Here is an 18,797-nt window from a genome sequence, read left to right as displayed (position 1 = left end):
CAGGATCGGCACGCTCGTCCCCGATACGCCCCCGTATCACCCCGGTTCGATCCGCGTAGCGCCCGCACCCCACTCGTCCTCAGCGACCCCGAAGTGATCCCGAAGGAGAAGTGGCGCCCGACCGAACGGCCTTCGGTTCCGGCGTGCCACAACGCACCGATGAACGACACCACACACAGCCCCGCCGGCCGGATGGCCGCCCTGCGCGCCCGCCTCGGCGGCATCGGGTTCGGCGCCGACTACAACCCGGACCAGTGGCCCGAGGCCACCCGCGCCGAGGATCTGGCGCTGATGGTCCGGGCCGGGGTAACCGTGGTCAACCTCGCGATCTTCGCCTGGGCCCGGGTCGAACCGGCCCGCGACGCATACGACTTCGCGTACTTCGACCGGGTGATGGACGACCTGGCCGCGCACGGGATCACCGCCGACCTCGCCACGATGACCGCCGCACCGCCGCCGTGGCTGGTCACCGAGCATCCCGAGGTGCTGCCGGTGACCGCCGACGGCACGGTCCTGTCCCCCGGCGGCCGGCAACACTTCTGCCCGTCCTCGCCGATCTTCCGCGACCGCGCCGCGCGCCTGGTCGAGGCGGTCGCCACGCACTACCGCGACCACCCCGCGCTCGGGCTGTGGCACGTCGGCAACGAATACGGCTGCCACGTCGCGGAGTGCTTCTGCGACACGTCCGCCGCCGACTTCCGCCGCTGGCTGAGCGAGCGATACAAGACCGTGGACGCACTCAACGAGGCGTGGTCCACCGACTTCTGGTCCCAGCGCTACGCGTCCTTCGACCAGGTCCTGCCGCCGCGCACCGCGCCGACCTACCCGAACCCCTCCCAGCAACTCGACTTCAAGCGCTTCGGCAACGACGCGCTGCTCGCGTGCTTCGCCGCGGAGACCGCGATCCTGCGCCGGATCACCCCCGACGTGCCGGTCACCACGAACTTCCTGGCCGGCCTCAAGAGTGTGGACATGTACGACTGGGCCCCGGCCATGGACGTCCTGTCCCTGGACAGCTACCCCGACCCGAACTGGGAGCAGGCGCACATCGGCGCGGCGATGAGCTACGACGTGATCCGCTGCGCGGGCGGCGGCGAACCGTGGCTGCTCACCGAACAGGCGCCGTCCGCGGTCAACTGGCGCGCCCGCAACGCGGCCAAGGCGCCCGGCCGGATGCGGCTGTGGAGCTGGCAGGCGGTCGCCCAGGGCGCGGACGCGATCATGTACTTCCAGTGGCGGCAATCCCGGGGCGGTGCCGAGAAGTTCCACTCCGGAATGGTGCCGCACGCCGGTCCGGATACCCGCGTCTTCCGGGAAGTGACGGATTTGGGCGCCGAGTTGGCCCTGGTCCCGGAACTGGTCGGCACCCGGATCCGCAATCGGGTCGCGCTGCTCACCGACTGGCACAGCTGGTGGGCCCTCGAACTCGATTCGCATCCCTCCGACGCCGTTCACCACCTCGACCGTGCGCTCGACCACTACGCACCGCTGTTCGACCTTGGTGTCGGCGTGGACGTGGTGCATCCGGGAGCCGATCTGTCCGACTACCGCCTGGTGATCGTGCCGAGCCTGTACCTGCTGTCCAGCGAACACGGCGACAAACTCTCCCGCTTCGTCGCGGACGGTGGATCGCTGGTCGTGTCGTTCTTCAGCGGGATCGTCGACGAGTGCGACCGGGTGCACCTGGGCGGCTACCCGGGTCCGCTGCGTGAGGCGCTGGGCGTATCGGTGCAGGAGTTCTGGCCGGCCGACGCCGGAGCGGTGTTCCCGGTACGCGGTGTGGAGGCGTCGGGCGACACGCTGTCGACGGGCACCGGCGACCTGTGGCGCGAGGACGTCACGCTCAAGGGCGCACGGGTCGAGCTGGAGTTCGCCGGCGCCGAGTGGGCCGGCCGGCCCGCCGCGACCGTACACACCCACGGCGCGGGCATCGCACGCTACATCGCGACCCGCCCGGACGCCGCGACCATGCGCGCCCTGATCGCCCGCGCCTGTGCGGACGCGGGCGTCGATCCGGTGCTGCCGGTGCTGCCGCGCGGCGTCCAGGCCTCCATCCGCGCCGGTGACGGGTACGACGTACTCGTCCTGCTCAACCACACGGACGCGACCCACGAGGTCGACCTCCCGCACGATCGCCGGGACTTGCTCACCAGGGACCGAGCAATCACCCGCCGAATCACCCTGGCCCCCCGCGAAGTGGCAGTCCTCGGATCACCACCGCCCAACCCCACACCGCAACCCGAATAGGCACCCCCCGACCGCACCACCGGCACTACCGGCACCACGGGCACCACCGCACCACCGCACCACCGCACCACCGCACCACCGCACCACCGCACCACCGCACCGAAGACTCAACCCGACCCGCACACGCGCCTCCGCACCAGTCGCACCACCACAACCGCCTGCACTTCCCTCACCCTCAACCGAGGCAGGTACCGATGCAACGCACCAGGCACCGACTTCTCGCGCCCGCTACCCCAACCTCGGAGGCCCCCGGCCTCCCCCGCACCAGGCACCGACTTCTCGCCCGCTCCGCCCTCGCCCTCACGGCCGTCGCCGCCGGCCTCCTGATCGGCCCACAGGCCGGCGCCGGCACCCCCGCCGCACCGGCGACCCCGCAGACGACCCCGCAGGCATCCGCTCTCGCCGCGTCCTGGACAGCCCCCCTGTCCGCGAGCGGCCGCTGGATCGTCGACGCGAACGGCGACCGGTTCAAGCTGCGTTCGGCCAACTGGGCCGGAGCGCAAGGGACCTGGAACGGTTCCGGCGACATCGGCAACGCCGCGAACCACCACAGCGGAGAGAACTCGAACGGCATGCCACTGGGCCTCGATCGGGCAAGCCTGCCGACGATCCTGGCGGGCTTCCACGCGGTCGGAATCAACAGCATCCGGCTGCCCTTCTCGAACGAGATGGTGCACACGACCACGACGGTCCCGGACGCCGCCGTGGCCGCCAATCCGCAACTGCGCGGCAAGACCCCGCTCCAGGTCTTCGACGCGGTGGTCGCCGCGCTGACCGCCGACGGCTTCGCGGTGGTGCTGAACAACCACACCGGCACCACCCGTTGGTGCTGCGGCGTGGACGGCAACGAACGCTGGAACACCTCGCGGAGCACCGCCGACTGGGTCGCCGACTGGATCACCATGGCGAACCGCTACAAGACCAACAAGCGCGTGGTCGGCGCCGATCTGTACAACGAGGTCCGTCGCAACATCACCGACGACCCCAACTGGGGCTGGGGCAACGACAAGGACTGGCAGGCCGCGTCGCTGGAGGCGGGCAACCGCATCCTGACCGAGGCCAACCCGGACCTGCTGATCATGGTCGAGGGCATCAACTGGACCGGCATCCCGCTCGACGGCCTGCCGCACGGCCGCCCGACGCTGACCCCGGTCCGCACGCTGTCACACACCCTGGTCAACCCGAACAAGCTGGTCTACGCGGCCCACTTCTACGGGTACACCGGTCCCAACCACAGCGGCGCGTACGGCTTGGGCGAAACCCACGACCCCCGCTACCAGGACCTGACGCGTGATCAACTGTTCGCCGAGATCGACCGATCGGCGCAGTTCGTCACCGCCGACGGCCAACACCACACCGCTCCGGTGTGGATCAGCGAGTTCGGCACCGGGGCGGAGGAGACCGATCCGGTCGCCCGCGCCTGGTTCACCAACTTCACCGACTACCTGGTCGCCCGTGACCTCGACTTCGCCTACTGGCCGCTGGTCGGCTGGAAGGGCAACGGCCAGGGCGACTCGTGGGCCCTGCTCCGTTTCGACCCGACCGGTGCCCGCAGCGGCATCGCGGACGACCCGGCCGACTGGCGCGCCACCGCCTGGACCAAGCTGATCGGCGCAGCCGGCCGTACCGGCCCCGTCCCCGGATCCGCGCGCTGGAACATGCTGAACCTGGACAGTGCCGACGCCCAACCGTCGCTGCGAATGCGAACCCGACCGGACTGGGACTCCGGTGCCCGCAAGGGCGTCTGCCCCGACGGCGAGCGCATCATCGGCCTGTCGCACACCGGCAACCGCGGGCTGTGCACCACCGCCGGCGGCCCGGAGCTGTCCGCAACCGACGCCGGTTTCACGGTCGTTCGCGACCAGTCGTACGTGCAGAACGACTGGGCCACCGGCTACACCAAGCTCGAATGCCCCACCGGCCGGATGATCACCGGCTACAGCGTGCGCGGCGCGGCCGTCTCCGCGATCCTGTGCACGCAACCGAGCACGGCGCTCGGCACCCAGGGCCGCACCCTGTGGTTCGACCGTGGCGACAACCGCCCGACCGGCAACCCCGGCGGCGAATTCGCCTCCGGCGCCTACAAGGGCCAGTGCAACGCCGACGAATACGCGGCCGGCGTCGCCTACACCGGCCGAATCGGCTCGGCCAAGACCCCCGACGCCCTCCTGTGCAAGCGCCTGACCTGACCGACTGCAAGCGTCCGACCTGACCAACCGCCCACCCGGGCGCCCACCCGGACCAGCCCACCTCGACTGCGCCGCTCCCATCCCGGGGGCGGCGCAGCCACGTAACCACTCCGGCGCAACACGCGCGTCCCGCATCCGCCTACCGCGATGCCGGTGTCGGTACCGGCACCGGCACCGGCACCGGCACCGACGTCAGCACCGGCACCGACACCGGAACCGACACCGTTGCTACCGACTCTCGACCGGACTCCCCGTCGGAACCGCCGGCGGGACCAACGTCTGCGGGACCCGGGTGCGCAACGTGTTCGGACTCGGACTCGCCGACTGGTCCTGAAAGCCCGTCACCTTGGCCCGCGCAGCCCGATTGACCTCGGGAGTCACCCAGAGCTGCCAATCCGACCACAGGGCGACCTGCTTGAGTTCGTCGAGCGTCAACGGCATCGGGTTCTGCGTGACCCCCGCAGCCGTCACCGAGATCTCCACACCGTCCGGGCGCGTCAACCGCACGAACCGGGACCACGGACCCGAGGTGCCCGATTCCGCCCTCCCGCTCCCACCGATCGTCGAGCCGGGGCCCGGCCGGGAATCTCCGACGTGGCCATGTGTGCCGTCCGGCTCGATGAATGGCCGACAGGTGCCGCCGGTCTTGACGATCTCTACGCAGTCGGTTCCCGAGGAGTCGGGCGCGGAAGAGGTCGGCGCACTCGACATCACCTGCACCGAGAGCCGGATCGAGCCGGCGGGGCTGGTCAGCAGGATCGAGGCGGAAGCGCCCACCCGACTCGCGGAATCACCCGGTTTCGGAACAAACGAGCCCCCCTTGGGCTCCACCTGTTTGCCGGCTGCCCATTGAATCCCCATCAGTATCCGCGCGATCTCCTGGGCCGAGACCGCTTCCTTGCCGATCGGTGCGCCGAACCCGCTGTTCGGACCGGGGCTCGTGCTCGGCGAGATCGAGTTGCCCGCCACCGCCGCCGCCCCCGAGGCGTCCCGACTCCCGGGCTTCCCGTCCGTCCCGCCGGCCACCACCAGACCGGTGCCCACCACGGCCAGCACCGCCGCGGCGGAGGCGCCCACGCGAATCCGACGGGCCCGCCGCATCCGCCGGCCCCGAGTGATTCCCCCCGCGACCAATCCGGCGGGCAGCACCAACTCCGATGCCGCCGTCCGCATCGCGGCCGCCAGTTCCTGCTCCTCAGATCTCGGGGATCCCATCGGCCTGCTGTCTCCTAGACGTCCGTTCGACCACGTGTCGTACCCCTACACACGGAGGCCGTGCCGGCAGGCGCCCCGGAGGTCACTCGCGGAACGAATGACCGGGCCGTTCCCACCGGGCACGATGCCCGACCCGGCCGACGTCCCCCCCGACCCCGGCCGGCGCCGCGCGTGTACCCATTAGATAGAACGCGTTGAACCCCCCGGGCCGTCACGCGAACGCGCCCGGAATATCAAGTACGGCTCATATTCTGGCGTTCGCACGAGGAACCGTGCCGGGCGGACCCGGACCGACGATTCCGCGGCACTCGGGGAGTCTCCCATTCGGACCCTCGACCGCATGTACGCACGAGAAGGTGGCCCGATGACCGTCCCGGCAATCAGCCTGCACGATCTCCTGCAGTCCCACGTCGACGTCGGGCCGGTGCCCGGAGCGGTGGCCCTCGTCGCGCGCCACGACCGGGTCGCGGTAGAGGCGGTCGGCTCGCTCGACGCCGCCGGCACCACCCCGATGGCCCGCGACACCATCTTTCGCATCGCGTCGCTCACCAAGCCCATCGTCGCCGCCGCGGTGATGCTGCTCGTCGAGGACGGGCGCTTCGCGCTCGGCGACCCCATCGGCCGGTGGTTGCCGGAGTTGGCCGCGCCGTACGTGGTGCGTTCGCCGACCGGCCCGATCGAGGACGTGGTCCCGGTCACCCGACCGATCACCGTGTTCGACCTGCTCACCTTCCGGGCCGGGTACGGCTTCCCGTCCGACTTCTCGCTGCCGGCGGTGGGCCTGCTGTTCACCGAGCTGACCCAGGGACCGCCACAACCGCAACTGGTCCCGGCCCCCGACGAGTGGCTGGCCCGGCTGGCCCGGATCCCACTCCTGCACCAGCCGGGCGAGGCCTGGCTGTACAACACCTGCTCGGACATCCTGGGCGTGCTGATCGCCCGGGTCTGCGGTCGCTCGTTGCCCGACTTCCTGGCCGAGCACCTGTTCGAGCCACTCGGCATGGTGGACACCGGCTTCGCGGTTCCGCGCGCCGACCTCGACCGGTTCGCGTACAGCTACCGCGGCACCTCGACCGGCGGCCTCGACCTGGTCGACGCGCCCACCGGCCAGTGGAGCAGCCCTCCCGCGTTCCCTTCCGGTGCCGGCGGCCTGGTGTCCACGATCGACGACTGCCACGCCTTCGCCCGACTGCTGCTCGGCGAGGGCACCGTGGACGGTCGGCAGGTGTTGACCCCCGCGTCGGTGCGCCGAATGACCACCGACCACCTGACCGCGCCCCAGCGGGACGCGGCCCACCTCTTCCTGGAGGGCCAGGGCTGGGGCTTCGGCGGCTCGGTCGACGTCGCGGCCGTCAACCCCTGGAACGTCCCCGGCCGCTACGGCTGGATCGGCGGCACCGGCACGGCGGCGCACATCGTCCCGTCCACCGGCACCGCCACCATCCTGCTCACCCAGCTCGAACTGTCCGGCCCCACCCCGCCCACCCTGATGCGCGACTTCTGGCGTCTGGCGGCCGGCGCCTGAACCCGAACCCGGACGTGCCGGGCCGAGCTGCGCCATGCCGAGCCGAGCCCGGCCACGCCACGACACGCCGCGCCGTGCGTGCCGAGCGGAACCGAGCCGTGCCGGCCCGAGCGGCCCAGGAATCCCGCACCGCCGAAATGCGTTGCGCCTCGACATGACGACACCGCTCGACACAGAGACACCGGACTCCGCGAAGCCACTGCGCTACACCGCCTTTTCCGCCGACCCGGCAGGCGGCAACCCCGCCGGCGTCGTCCTGGCCGCCGACCGGCTGGACGATGCTGCCATGCTCGCCATCGCCGCCGAACTCGGCTACTCCGAAACCGCGTTCCTGACCCGCTCCGATGCCGGCGACGACACGGCGGCGGTCCGTGCCTTCGACGTGCGCTACTTCAGCCCGCTGGCCGAGGTCTCCTTCTGCGGCCATGCCACCGTCGCGGCGGCGATCGCCGTCGCCGAGCGGATCGGCCCCGGCGAACTCGTCTTCACCACCCGGGCCGGCATCGTCCCGGTCGACGTGGCAGCCGCCGCCGACGGCAGTCTCCGCGCCACGCTGACCAGCGTCGAGCCCCACCACCGCGAGGTCCCGGCCGCCGACCTCGCCCGGGCGCTGGACCTGCTCGGCTGGGCCGCCGGCGACCTCGACCCGGCCATCCCGCCGAGCTACGCCTATGCGGGCGCCCACCACCTGATCCTGGCCGCCGGCACCCGGGCCCGACTGGCCGAGCTGCGCTACGACTTCGACGGTCTGGCCGAGTTCATGCGTGCCCGCGACCTGACCACCCTGCAACTGGTGTGGCGCGAGTCCGCACACACCTTCCACGTCCGCGATCCGTTCCCGATCGGCGGCGTCGTCGAGGACCCGGCCACGGGCGCCGCGGCCGCCGCCCTGGGCCACTACCTGCGAGCCCTGGACCTGATCCGCACACCCGCCACACTCACCCTGCACCAGGGCGACGACCTGGGCCGCCCCGGCGTGCTGACCGTCGACCTCCTCGCCGACGACCCGCGAGTGCGGGTCTCCGGGGTAGCCGTACCGATCCCGGATCCGCTCGACTGAGGACCGCGCCGGACTCCCACCACCCACCACACCACCACCCCCGCACCCGGCCAACCCCCGCCTCCTCTCACCGCGTTCGCCAATTTGTGACAGCACTGGTCCAGACCATTGACCGCCCCGAAGAGACACTCCTAACGTGGAAGAGCGCTCCCGGTAACGAAGGCACGCGACTCGCGCAGGTCGCATCGACGCGGTCCGCACCCGGACCGTGTGGCTTCACGTTCGGATGCGGATCCGACGTCCCGTCGGCTCGCCGGTGCCGCCCTGCGGCATGTGCGGACGAGTCGGTTCGAGACCGCGCCCGAGCGGGTCGGCCAGTCCCAGGCACGACTTCGTTCACGAGGAGAAGTTCCATGCGCAAGAGGACCATCCTGGCCACGCTGAGCGCCGCGGCGGTCGCCCTGCCCTTCATGATGCTGCCGTCCTCCGCCTCCGCCCACGGGTTCATCTCCAGCCCGAAGAGCCGCTCCGCGCTGTGCGGCGAGGGCAAGGTGAAGAGGTGCGGCCAGATCCAGTGGGAGCCGCAGAGCGTCGAGGGCCCCAAGGGCTACCCGGCCGGCGGGCCCGCCGACGGGAAGTTGTGCGCCGGCGCGGACGGCCGATGGGCCCCGCTCGACGACCCGCGGAACGGCACCTGGCCGACCACCGCACTCACCTCGGGCGCCTCGTTCAGCTTCACCTGGGAGATCGAGGCCAGGCACTCGACCAGCACGTTCCGCTACTACATCACCAAGCCGAGCTGGAATCCCACCCAGCCGATCAGCCGCGCCCAGATCGAGAGCACGCCGTTCCTGACCGTCCCGTACGGCGGCGCCCTGCCCGCCGCACACACGGTGCACACCGGCACCCTCCCGGCCGGCCGCACCGGCCAGGCGCTGATCTTCGCGGTCTGGGACGTCGCGGACACCGACAACGCGTTCTACTCCTGCTCCGACGTGAAGTTCTGACCGAACACCCCTCGCCCGGCGGCCGGACGCCACCCACCGCGCCGCCGGGCCCGGCCGCGACACGCAGCCCGGCCCCGAACCGGCACGACCGGGCCCGGTCGGGAAACTTCACCACCCGATCACCCCGAAGCCGCAACAACGTCGGATCCCGGCCGGCCACCGCCGACACCCGGCACCCGGCACCCGGCACCCGGCGACGCGGTAACGCCTCGCCACGCCCAGTGAATCCGCCGCCGCTCCTCGACCCCGGCGGGCCCACGGCCCCACCCACGCGATCGGCGACAACGCGTCCCACACGATCGGTACGCGACGTCGTACCAGGCACCGCACCTCCGCCCGCAGGCCGACCCCGGTCGACTCCCGTGGGATACCGCCAGTCCGGACCGGCCACCGAGGCCGAGGCCCCGGCCCCGGCGCGCAAGCCGTCGTCCGCCACTCGCACCGCGCCGTGAACGCACACCGGCGGGCAGCACACTCGGCGCCGGCGGCACCCCGGGATCACCCGGAACCCCGCTCAAGCAGCACCGCAAGCACCCCACGCGCCCACGGACGCCGAGGCCCACCCCGGCAACCGGTGGCAGCGGCGAGCGGGACGCCCACGAACGCGGGGACGAGCACACCACGTCGACGACCGAAAAAGACCAGGCAGCACCCATTTCGCCCCAATCTTCACGGTCATCCCCGTCATCCCGGTCATCCCAGTCGCCACGGTCGCCACGGTCGCCACGGTCGACGGTTTGCGAATCCCCACGATCACCCACCGTGCGCACGCGCACAGGACACGCGCAAAGAACCCGTGCAAAAACCGCGACAGCCCGCCCCGGCCCGGCCCATCCGCCCGGTCGGACACGCCCCGCGCGGACAGTTGGTGGACCTCCATCGGACTGCACCTGGAAGGATGGGCAGGATGGAGTGGGCACGGTTCGCACGGTGACGGGAGCAGGCGTGGTGGTCGGATCCGCACGACGGTCCCTCGGGGTCGGCCTTCCGCTGTCGATCACGCTCGCGCCGCTGCTCCTCGCCCTGCTCCCGGCCGCGTTCGCCGGCGGCGAGACTCGCCCGTGGCGGCGGCGCAAGGATGCCGCCCGCTCGGCGGCGCTGGCCGCACGCGAGGCGGCGGGTGAGGCGTTCCTCCAGCTCGATACCGCGCAGCGGGACATGATGTTGTCGCTGGAGACGGTCCGGGCGGTCCGCGGCGCACGCGGCACCGAGGACGCGCTGCGCAGTTTCGCCGCGGTCAGCCTGCGCATCGACGAGGCGAGCGCGGCATACATCGCACTGATGGACCGCCATCCGCTGGACGTCGAACTGGAGACCGACGAATACGAGGCGGCCCGCCGAGAGTTGACCGAGACCGCGCGCAAGCTGGACGCGGTCCGCCAGGACCTGGACCGGTTCGGCACCTCGCTCGGCCCGCTGCTCGCCGAGGCCGAGCACGCGCTCGGGCAGTTGCCGCCCGCGGTGGACCGGGCCCGCCGGGCCGCCGCCGAGGCGGCCACGGCGGTCGCCGACACCGAGCGGGTCGGCCTGGGTACCAGCGGCCTCACCACCCGCCTGGCCGCGATCCGCAGCGATCTGGCCGAGCTGGACCGGGGGCCGGCCGCACTCGGTATCCCGGGCACGCTGGAGGTGGCCCGCCGGATCGAGACCTCGGCCGGCGAATTGCGCGCCGAGGCCGAGCGCCTGCCCAAACAGCGCGAGGAGGTGACCAATCGGCTGTCCTCGCTGCGCACCCGCGCCCAGGCCCTGGAGTCCCGGCTGACCGGCGTCGAACCCGCCCTGCACCGCCTGCGCCGCGACTACGTCCAGTCCTGCTGGACCGACCTGGAGCAGGTTCCGGCCAAGGCCCGCCAGGCGCTGGGCATCGCCCACGCCCGCCTGGAGGAGGCCGGCGCCGCGGCCGGACGCGGCGAGTACGCCGACGCGGTCAGCCGACTGGCCACCGCCCGGGCCACCCTCAAGGACGCCGACGAGGCGATGGCCTCGGTCAACGACCGGCTGCGGGCGCTGGAGGAGGTCGCTCGCGATCCCGAGGCCGAACTGGAGCGCACCCGATTCGCGCTGCGCGACGCCCAGCGGCTCGCGCTCGGCGGCCGGGCCAACGCCGAGGAGCGCTACGCACGCCGGCTGGACGCCCTGGTCTTCCGCCTGGAGGCGATCGCCGCCGAACCGGAGAACCCGCGCCCGGACTGGTGGCGCTTCCTCAGCGAGACCCGCGCCATCCGGGCCGAGGTCGCCGCCACCGTGCAGGTCATCCGCGAGGACCGGGCCGGCCCCGGACCACACTGACGTCACCGCACCACAGGGCCCCGGCACCTGCTTCGGCACGGACCTCGGGTACGGGCCTCGATACGAGCCTCGGCACCAAGCCTCGGCGCCGGGCCTCACAGTGCGTCACGACCCGACGGCATCCGAAATTAGAAAAGCGACATTCTGCGCATTCAACGCACTTGGCGCAACTCAGCGTAGTGAAATCGTCGCGATGTTCGACCAGTCGGGTAAAGAATCAGCACCTTCAGCCACCTTCCTGAAATTTAAGGTTTAAAGTCGTCGGACCGGCCGACTTCGGGACCTTGGTCCCGATTCATGGGTTCCGAAACCCCGCGCGCCGCGCCGTCGACCACTTGCCGACACCGGGAAGTCGCACATGCCCGTGCTCTTGATGCTCCTGTTCGCGTTCCTCCTCGTTCTCGCGCTGCCGAGCCTGCACGCGCTGCGCCGGGGCCCGCGGACCGCCCCCGCACTGCCGCTGCACACGCACGACGTGACCGACATGCACCGCATGATGGTCCTCGCGTACGAGGAGGAGCGAGCGGTGCTGCATCGCCAGGCGGTCACCTGGCTGCACTCGCTCGGCCGAGGCCCGCTGCGGGTGACCGACGCCCAGGCGGCCACCGGCAACCGTGGCTGCGACCTGGTCACCCTGGGCGACGGCACGGTGCTGGGCCTGTCCTCGACCGGGCTGGTCATGCACGAGTTGTGCGGCGCGCTCGACCGCTTCACCGAGGTGGCGCTGACCCGGGTGCGGGCCGCACGCGACGGCTTCGAGTTGACCTTCGACATGGAGTGCGGCCGGCAGTTGCACGCCCGAGCCGAACTGTTGACCGTCCGCGGCGCCTGCGTCTGAGCCGCCTCCCGGGCCCGGGCCGCAGCCCGGGTCCGGGCCCGGCTCCGCCCCCGCTCCACCACCGCATACCGCCCGAACCCGCACAGCACCACGGTCCCGGCACAGCCGGCGCCCCGCGTGCCGTCGTACATCCGCACCGCATCCTGCTCGCGGTGCGGATGTCGGCTTTCCGGACGCCATCGATCGCAGCCCATTCAACCGTGCCGGTCCCGCCAACCGTGCCGGTCCCGGTGCCGTGCCCGTCCCGCAATCGTCCCGGTCCCGGTCCCGATCCCGGCACCGGCACCGGCCGCGGCGGGTCACTCGACCGGCAACCGGCTCCGCTCCAGCAGCCAGGCCGCGATCCGCTCGCCCGCCGACACGCCCTGTGCGGTCAGTGCCTCCACGTGCGGCGCCGACCAGTTCGTCTCGGCCAACTCGCCGTGCCCCGGCCGCACCCCGGCATCCGCCGCGCGCAGCAGTTCGATGTCCAGGAGCGAGTCGCCCGCCGCGAACACCGCGTCGGCACCGGCCCGCCGGGCGACCTCGCGCACCGCGTCGCCCTTGGTCAGTGCCTCCGGGACGAGGTAGAGCTTGCGGCCCTGGAGCGAGACGCCGTATCCGCGCTCGGCCGCCCACTCGGTCGTCTCGGGCACGAACTCCGGCGGCAACTCCGCCCGTTCCACCACGAGGTAGGTGAACAAGTCCTCGGCCACCCGGAGTTTGTGGGTCCACTCGGGAAGGGCGACCCGTTCCAGATGGGCGACCACCTCCGGCAGCGGAGCGGCGTTCTCGGCCAGGGTCTTGCGCACTCCCGCATGCCAGTCCGGGTCGCTCTCGCCGTGCACGAGCAGGTGGCCGCCGTTCGCGCAGATCGCGAACTCCGGCGCCCGACCCGGCAGCACGATCCGGCCGTACTGCTCCCGGGTGCGCGTGGTGGTGGGCACGAAGGTGGTCCGCTCGGCCAGTTCGGCGAGCAGCGCGACGGCCTCCCGCGTGACGAACGAGATCGGCGCGCCCTCGTACTCCTCCACGCACACCAGCTCGGGCGTCGGGTCCGTCGCCGCCAGGCCCAGCCGGGCGGCGGCCCGGGAGTAGACGAGGGTGCGGTCCAGGTCGCTGGCCACCACGACACTCACGCGTCGCTCCCTTCCCGGCGAAAGCCGGGTTTGACCAGACCGACACACGAGTACGGCAGGTCGTCCACGTCGATCACCGGAACCCCGCGCTGTGCGGCCAGCATGCGCACGTGGTCCAACTCCGCGCCCACGCCCTTGCGGGCCAGGATCTGCCACGGGACCCGGCGCAGCAGCACCCGCGTGGTCTCGCCGACGCCGGGCTTGATCAGGTTGATGTTGTCGATCTCGAACTCGGCGCCGATCCGCTCGACCGCACGCCATCCCTCCCAGGTCGGCGATCGGTCGCTCGCGGCCAGTACCGGTTGATCGCGCGCGACGTCCTCGGCCACCGCGGCGAACCGCTCGGCGACGGAGTCCAGGAACAGGCCGGAGACGTCGGCGTCGGCCAACTCGGCGTAGAACTTCGCGCCGTGGAACTCGTCCGGGCCGATCAGGTCGTCCCGCAGCACGGTGCGCGAAACCAGCCCGGACACCGTCGAGTTCAGGCACGCGGACGGGATCAGGAAGTCGTCGCGGGTGCCGTAGGTGCGTACGCACGAACCCGGGTCGGCGAGCACGGCCAGTTCCGGGTCGAAGCGCATGCCGGTGGTCTCGGCGGTCAGATCCAGCGCGTCGGACAACTCCCGGGTGATCGCGCCCTTGCCGGTCCAGCCGTCCACGAAGACGATCCGCGACGGGTCGAACTCGCGCCCCAGCCAGCGCAGTGCGGTGGCGTCGATGCCGCGTCCGCGCACGATGGACACGGCGAAGTGCGGCAGGGTCAGACCGTGCGCGCGCCGGGCCCAGCGGCGCATCAGCACGCCCACCGGGGTGCCGGCGCGGGCGAGCGAGACCAGCACCGCGTCTTGGCCGCGTTCGGCCAGGATGGTCTCGGTGACCACGCCGACCGCGTGTGCGATCCGGTCCGCCGAGGCGTCCAGCGCCGCGTGGAACAGCGCCTGGTACTCGGGGGAGGGCTGGTACTCGATCGGCAGCGACTCGGCGTAGTGCGCGCCCGCGTGCTGGATCGCCTCCTCGCGCTCCTCCAGCGGTGCCTCCAACTCCACCGCGGACAGGTCCTTGAGCAGCCAGGCCACCTCGTCGGCGGCATAGGAGGAGAAAGCGGGCCCGTACAGCGGGTCCGGCAGTTTGCCGGTGTCGTGCCCGTGCGGGCTCGGCTGGTGGTTCATGACCTGCGCACCTCGGGGGTGAAGGAGGGGACAACGAGCAGACCGACGTGGTCGGTGACCCGGGACAACGCGTCCAGCAGCCCACCGGGCGCGTGCAGTTCGGGGGTGTCGGCGACCGAGTCGACGACGATCAGCACCTCGTCGAAGCGTCGTGCGGGGTCGGTGCCGGCCGCGACGTTGTACGCGTAGCGGGCGCCGGGACCGTCCGACGGGTCGTCGTGGGCCGGGAATTCCAATCGGGTGCGGATCGCGTAGCCGGGATCGTCGACCGCGAGCACCGGTGAGCGGGTCGTGGTCGAGTAGCGCACCTCGACGTCCGCCGGGACGTGTTCGGCAAGCGCCCGGGCCAACCGCAGCGGCGTGTACATCAGTTCCTCGAAGCCGAGCACCAGGATCCGTCGGCCGAGCACCTGTTCGGCCAGCGCGGCGCCCAGTGCGGGCAACACCCGCTCCAGCGCGTCCTGATCGGCCTGGGTGAAGCCGTGTCGGCCGCCGTCGGGCAATCCGGCGGGCCAATCCAGGTCAAGGGTGCGCACGATGCCGGGCGAGCCGCCGCCGGCCCGGCCGCCGTCGTGCTCGGCCACCAGCGCGGTGCCGCGCGCGAGCACGTCCTCGGGCAGTTCGACGGTGCCCGCGGCCAGGGTCACCAGGTCCACCCGGGCGCCGAGTTCGGCCGCGAACACCTCCATCTCGGCCCGGTCGGCGGGACCGCGCACATCGATCAGCGCCGCGACCACGTAGTGCGCACGCGGCGCCACCGTGTGCAGCGCCCGGATGGTGTTGGCGATCGTGCGTCCGGTCGAGAGTTCGTCGTCCACCAGCACCAAGGGGCCGGTCCCGGTCAGGAGTTGCGGATCGCGCGGCAGGAGCAGGTGCGAGGTGGCGTGCGAGTGCTCCTCCTCGAACGCACCGAACCGCGCGACGCCGGCCACCGAACGGCGGGTCGAGTGCAGGTAGGTCGCCCCGGGCAGCGCCTCGGCCACACAGTGACCCAGGCCGGTGGCGGTCTCCGCGTAGCCGAGCACCACCGGCGTCGGCTCGCCGGCCAGCACGCTCGCCACCCGTGCGCCCAACTCGCGGCCCGCGTCGTGGACCACCGCGGGCAGTTGCGGAACGTGCTTGCCGAGCACGGTGGACACCAGCAGGTGGGCCCGGCGCGGGTTGCGCCGCAGGGCGAGCCCGACCAGCGTGGCGAGCCCCTCCCCCGCGAGCGTCACGTCGAGTCGCTCGGCGACCCAACTCCCCGACCAGGTTTCCATCCGATGTTCACTCAACGCACGAACCCGCTTTCCTCGGTACCGTTCGAATCCCACCACCGCGGGGCATCCGCCCCGTCGGCTCCTTCATCCCGCGCCGGTGCACTCCATGCCGGCCGCGAGCAGGTCGACGAAGGTGACCTCCTCGCCCGCGACGCCGAACGCCTGCGCCCGGCGCAGTATCGCCTGGGCCCAGGCCCGGTGCGGCTTCACCTCGTTCATCTTGTTCGTGTACGCCGAGCGCAGCACCCCGCCGCCGGCCGCGCTCTCGGCCAGGATGTCGGTGGCGTCGCAGTACTCCTCGTGGGTGACCACCGACATCGCGTGGATCACCGCCACGTGGCTGGGGTGGATCGCGGTCTTGCCGAGCAGGCCGTTGGCCTTGTCCAGTTCGAGTTCGCGGATCAGCCCGTCCAGGTCGGCCGAGATCAGCCGGGTGCGCAGCTCGACGGCCTCGTCCGGGTCCTCGGCCTCGGCGAACGGGGTGCGGCGCAGCTGCGGCTTGAACAGTCGCTCGCCCTGCGGGAAGTACTCCCACACCGGTCCACTGATCACGTGTCCGGTGCCGTCCGCGCGGCCGAACACGTTGACGATGTCGCCGATCAGGCCGGCCACCAGGTGCACGTCGTACGCGGTCAGGTCGCGCGAGCGGCGCAGCGCGTACGCGGACTGGAAGTCGGTCGCCCCGATCCGCACCGCCAGGATCTTCTCCCGGTGCGCGGCGACCAGCTCGGAGAGTTCGGCGAGCACCGTGCGCCGGTGTTCGAGGTAGGCGATCGAGGGCGATTCCAGCACCGGCATCGCGTACAGCCGGCGTCCGCTGAGCGCGATCGCCTCGTCCAGGGCCTTGAGGTAGCGCGTGCCGCTGTCCGGCTCGAACTTGGGCAGCACGAATCCGGACAGCACGCTCAGGGTGTCGCCGAGCCGCTCGGTCAGGTCGGTGATCTGCTCGGGGTGGCGGACCCGGATGAACAGCAGCGGGCCCTCGACTCCGGAGCGGGCGAACGCGGCCAGTTGCTCGACCAGGTTCTGCTCGGCGCCGACCACCTCGCGGTCGTCGATCGAGTCCTCCAGGCACAGCACCATCGAGGTCACACCACGGGCGGCCTGTTTGACGATGTCCGCCGCGAGCGTGCGGCGCGTCGCGGGGCTGTACAGCGTCGCGCCGAGGGCAGCGGCCAGGACTGCGGGGTCGCTGTCCCGGTCGAAGCTCTCCGGCGGGCGGTGGAACAGATGATCGCGGACCGCATCGTCCAGGTAACCGAAATGCCGCATCGTGATCTGATCCCCCTCGACTGACGGTGGTGGTGGCAAAGGCGCGTCGGGGCGGGAAACCCGTACGCGCCCTGGGTGTATCGAAATAGGCGCATTCGCGCCGAGCCGGTGAGCCGCCGGCAGGCGACTGCCTACGGTAACCGAAAAGCAAAATCGAAGGCGTACGATCCGGTTATAGGACCATGTGTTCACACAATCGTCACGAGCCTGACCCACGTTGAGCGCAGCTCCTTCGGGACGGCAGGATGGGCGCATGACCCAGGTGATGTCCAAGGGAGCGAATACGGCCCTCCCTGCCCGGTCCGTGCGCGTGGTCCTCGAATGGCGGCCGGGAGCCGGTGTTCCGGACATGGACGCCTCGGCCCTGCTGCTCGGCGCGAACAACAAGGTGCGCGACGACAACGATTTCGTTTTCTACAACCAGCCCCGGCATCCGTCCGGCACGGTCGTGCACGAGGGCAAGAACACCGCCCCGAACCGCTGCACCGACGGCGTCCGGGTGGATGTCGCCGCGCTCGGCAACGACGTGCAGCACGTGATCGTGGCCGCGTCCGCGGACGGTGGCACCATCGGTTCGGTGCCCGGCCTCGTCCTTCGACTGTACGACGCCGACGGCGGCGGCGAGCTGCTCAACTTCCCGATCGCCGGAGCCACCACCGAGACGGCGTTCGTCTTCGGCGAGATCTACCGGCGGGCCGACCAGTGGAAGTTCCGCGCGGTCGGGCAGGGCTACGCGAGCGGTCTCGCGGGCCTGGCGACCGATTACGGCATCAGCGTCGACGACGAACCCGGCGCACCGACGCCTGCCCCCGTGCCGACTCCGATGCCGCTGCCGTCGGTGCACCAGTCCCCGCCGACCGCCCCCGCCCCGCCGCCGCGACCGGCGTTCCACGACGGCCCGCCCGCGCCGCCCGCCCATCAGGAGCCGGCCCCCACCGCCGTCCTGCCGCAGTACGGCCGGGGCACGCTGCCCGCACCGCCCCCGCCGCAGCAGCCGTCGCAGCCACAGGGCGTGCTGCCGATCTCCGGCAACACGCCGTACGGCGGCGCCCCGCTGCCGCCGCCTCCGCCGCGCCACGACGGCCCGATGATCCCGCCGCCCCCGGCCCCGCACACGATCGGCGGCCCGCCGCCGGGATACCCGCACACCCCCTCCGGCGGCGCCCCGGTCCCACCACCGCCCGCGCTGGGCGGCACCCCGCCGCAGGCCCCCGGCACCCCCGCCCACGGCATGGCCTTCCAAACCCCGCCGGGCGTGATGCACATGCCCCCGGGCGGCCCGCAGCTGCCCGCGCCGGGCCAGTACTCGCCGGCCCACGGAGTCCCACAGCCGCCCGGGCCGTACACGCCCTCACACGGCGCTCCCATGCCCCCGCACGGGACCACTCCGCCCCAGGGCATGGGCATGCCGCCCCAACAGCAGTACCAGGGCACCCCGGCGCAGGGCATGGGGATGCCGCCTCAGCAGCAGTACCAGGGCACCCCGCCGCAGGGTCAGGGCGGCCCGCCGCAGCTGCGCCGGCTGGACTCACCGCCGCAGGGCCCGCAGTTCCAGGGCTGAGCCGGTCGTGGGGCCCCGGGGCCCCCCCGGGGGGGGGGGGGCGGGGGCGGCCGCCCCCCCCGGGGGGGGGCCCACAACCCCCGCGGGGCGCCTGTTGGCGCGCCGCCC

The 18,797-nt window shown here is 72.1% G+C and carries 11 protein-coding genes and 1 pseudogene; 8 read left to right on the top strand and 4 right to left on the bottom strand.

What is annotated here, in order from left to right; all coding sequences use genetic code 11:
- The first annotated feature begins 159 nt into the window (after positions 1 to 159).
- Positions 160 to 2,247: a beta-galactosidase gene (locus tag ACFZBU_RS01760; protein ID WP_391581443.1), complete on the top strand. Its 2,088-nt coding sequence runs from the start codon at positions 160 to 162 to the stop codon at positions 2,245 to 2,247.
- Between the two features lie 194 nt (positions 2,248 to 2,441).
- Positions 2,442 to 4,436, top strand: a complete 1,995-nt coding sequence (locus ACFZBU_RS01755; protein WP_391581442.1) for a glycoside hydrolase family 5 protein — start codon at positions 2,442 to 2,444, stop codon at positions 4,434 to 4,436.
- A gap of 228 nt (positions 4,437 to 4,664) precedes the next feature.
- Here the strand turns inward: ACFZBU_RS01755 and ACFZBU_RS01750 are convergent, their stop codons facing one another.
- Entirely contained in the window at positions 4,665 to 5,651 is a 987-nt protein-coding gene (locus tag ACFZBU_RS01750) for a hypothetical protein (RefSeq protein WP_391581441.1), read from the bottom strand.
- 364 nt (positions 5,652 to 6,015) lie between these two features.
- Here ACFZBU_RS01750 and ACFZBU_RS01745 point away from each other — a divergent pair, with 364 nt between their 5' ends.
- From ACFZBU_RS01745 to ACFZBU_RS01725, 5 genes are all read left to right on the top strand, one after another.
- Positions 6,016 to 7,176, top strand: a complete 1,161-nt coding sequence (locus ACFZBU_RS01745; protein ID WP_391581440.1) for a serine hydrolase domain-containing protein — start codon at positions 6,016 to 6,018, stop codon at positions 7,174 to 7,176.
- Between the two features lie 154 nt (positions 7,177 to 7,330).
- Entirely contained in the window at positions 7,331 to 8,236 is a 906-nt protein-coding gene (locus ACFZBU_RS01740; protein ID WP_391581439.1) for a PhzF family phenazine biosynthesis protein, read from the top strand.
- 353 nt (positions 8,237 to 8,589) lie between these two features.
- Positions 8,590 to 9,183: a lytic polysaccharide monooxygenase gene (locus ACFZBU_RS01735; protein WP_391581438.1), complete on the top strand. Its 594-nt coding sequence runs from the start codon at positions 8,590 to 8,592 to the stop codon at positions 9,181 to 9,183.
- Between the two features lie 930 nt (positions 9,184 to 10,113).
- Positions 10,114 to 11,472, top strand: a complete 1,359-nt coding sequence (locus ACFZBU_RS01730; protein WP_391581437.1) for a hypothetical protein — start codon at positions 10,114 to 10,116, stop codon at positions 11,470 to 11,472.
- Between the two features lie 358 nt (positions 11,473 to 11,830).
- On the top strand, positions 11,831 to 12,310 hold the full coding sequence (locus ACFZBU_RS01725) for a hypothetical protein (RefSeq protein WP_391581436.1): 480 nt from the start codon (positions 11,831 to 11,833) through the stop codon (positions 12,308 to 12,310).
- Positions 12,311 to 12,609: 299 nt separating this feature from the next.
- On the opposite strand, the gene ACFZBU_RS01720 is transcribed toward ACFZBU_RS01725, so the two are convergent.
- The 3 genes and pseudogenes from ACFZBU_RS01720 to ACFZBU_RS01710 all read right to left on the bottom strand — a co-directional run bounded on the left by ACFZBU_RS01720 (position 12,610) and on the right by ACFZBU_RS01710 (position 17,128).
- Entirely contained in the window at positions 12,610 to 13,428 is an 819-nt protein-coding gene (locus ACFZBU_RS01720) for an HAD family hydrolase (protein WP_391581435.1), read from the bottom strand.
- A pseudogene (locus tag ACFZBU_RS01715) lies at positions 13,425 to 15,856 on the bottom strand (phosphoribosyltransferase). The gene ACFZBU_RS01720 and the pseudogene ACFZBU_RS01715 overlap by 4 nt, the downstream one beginning before the upstream one ends.
- A gap of 84 nt (positions 15,857 to 15,940) precedes the next feature.
- The gene (locus ACFZBU_RS01710; RefSeq protein WP_391581434.1) at positions 15,941 to 17,128 is read right to left on the bottom strand and encodes an HpcH/HpaI aldolase/citrate lyase family protein; all 1,188 of its coding nucleotides are present in this window, start codon (positions 17,126 to 17,128) and stop codon (positions 15,941 to 15,943) included.
- A 253-nt stretch (positions 17,129 to 17,381) separates the two neighbouring features.
- Between ACFZBU_RS01710 and ACFZBU_RS01705 the strand changes: the two genes are divergently transcribed.
- Positions 17,382 to 18,689 carry a TerD family protein gene (locus ACFZBU_RS01705; protein ID WP_391581433.1) on the top strand — a complete coding sequence of 436 codons (1,308 nt, stop codon included), beginning with the start codon at positions 17,382 to 17,384 and terminating at the stop codon, positions 18,687 to 18,689.
- The last annotated feature ends 108 nt before the right edge of the window (positions 18,690 to 18,797 follow it).

This window comes from Embleya sp. NPDC008237, assembly GCF_042956465.1.
Classification (GTDB): Bacteria; Actinomycetota; Actinomycetes; order Streptomycetales; family Streptomycetaceae; genus Embleya.
Note: the sequence above shows the minus strand (reverse complement) of the source record. Positions and strands in the feature narration are given on the sequence as shown.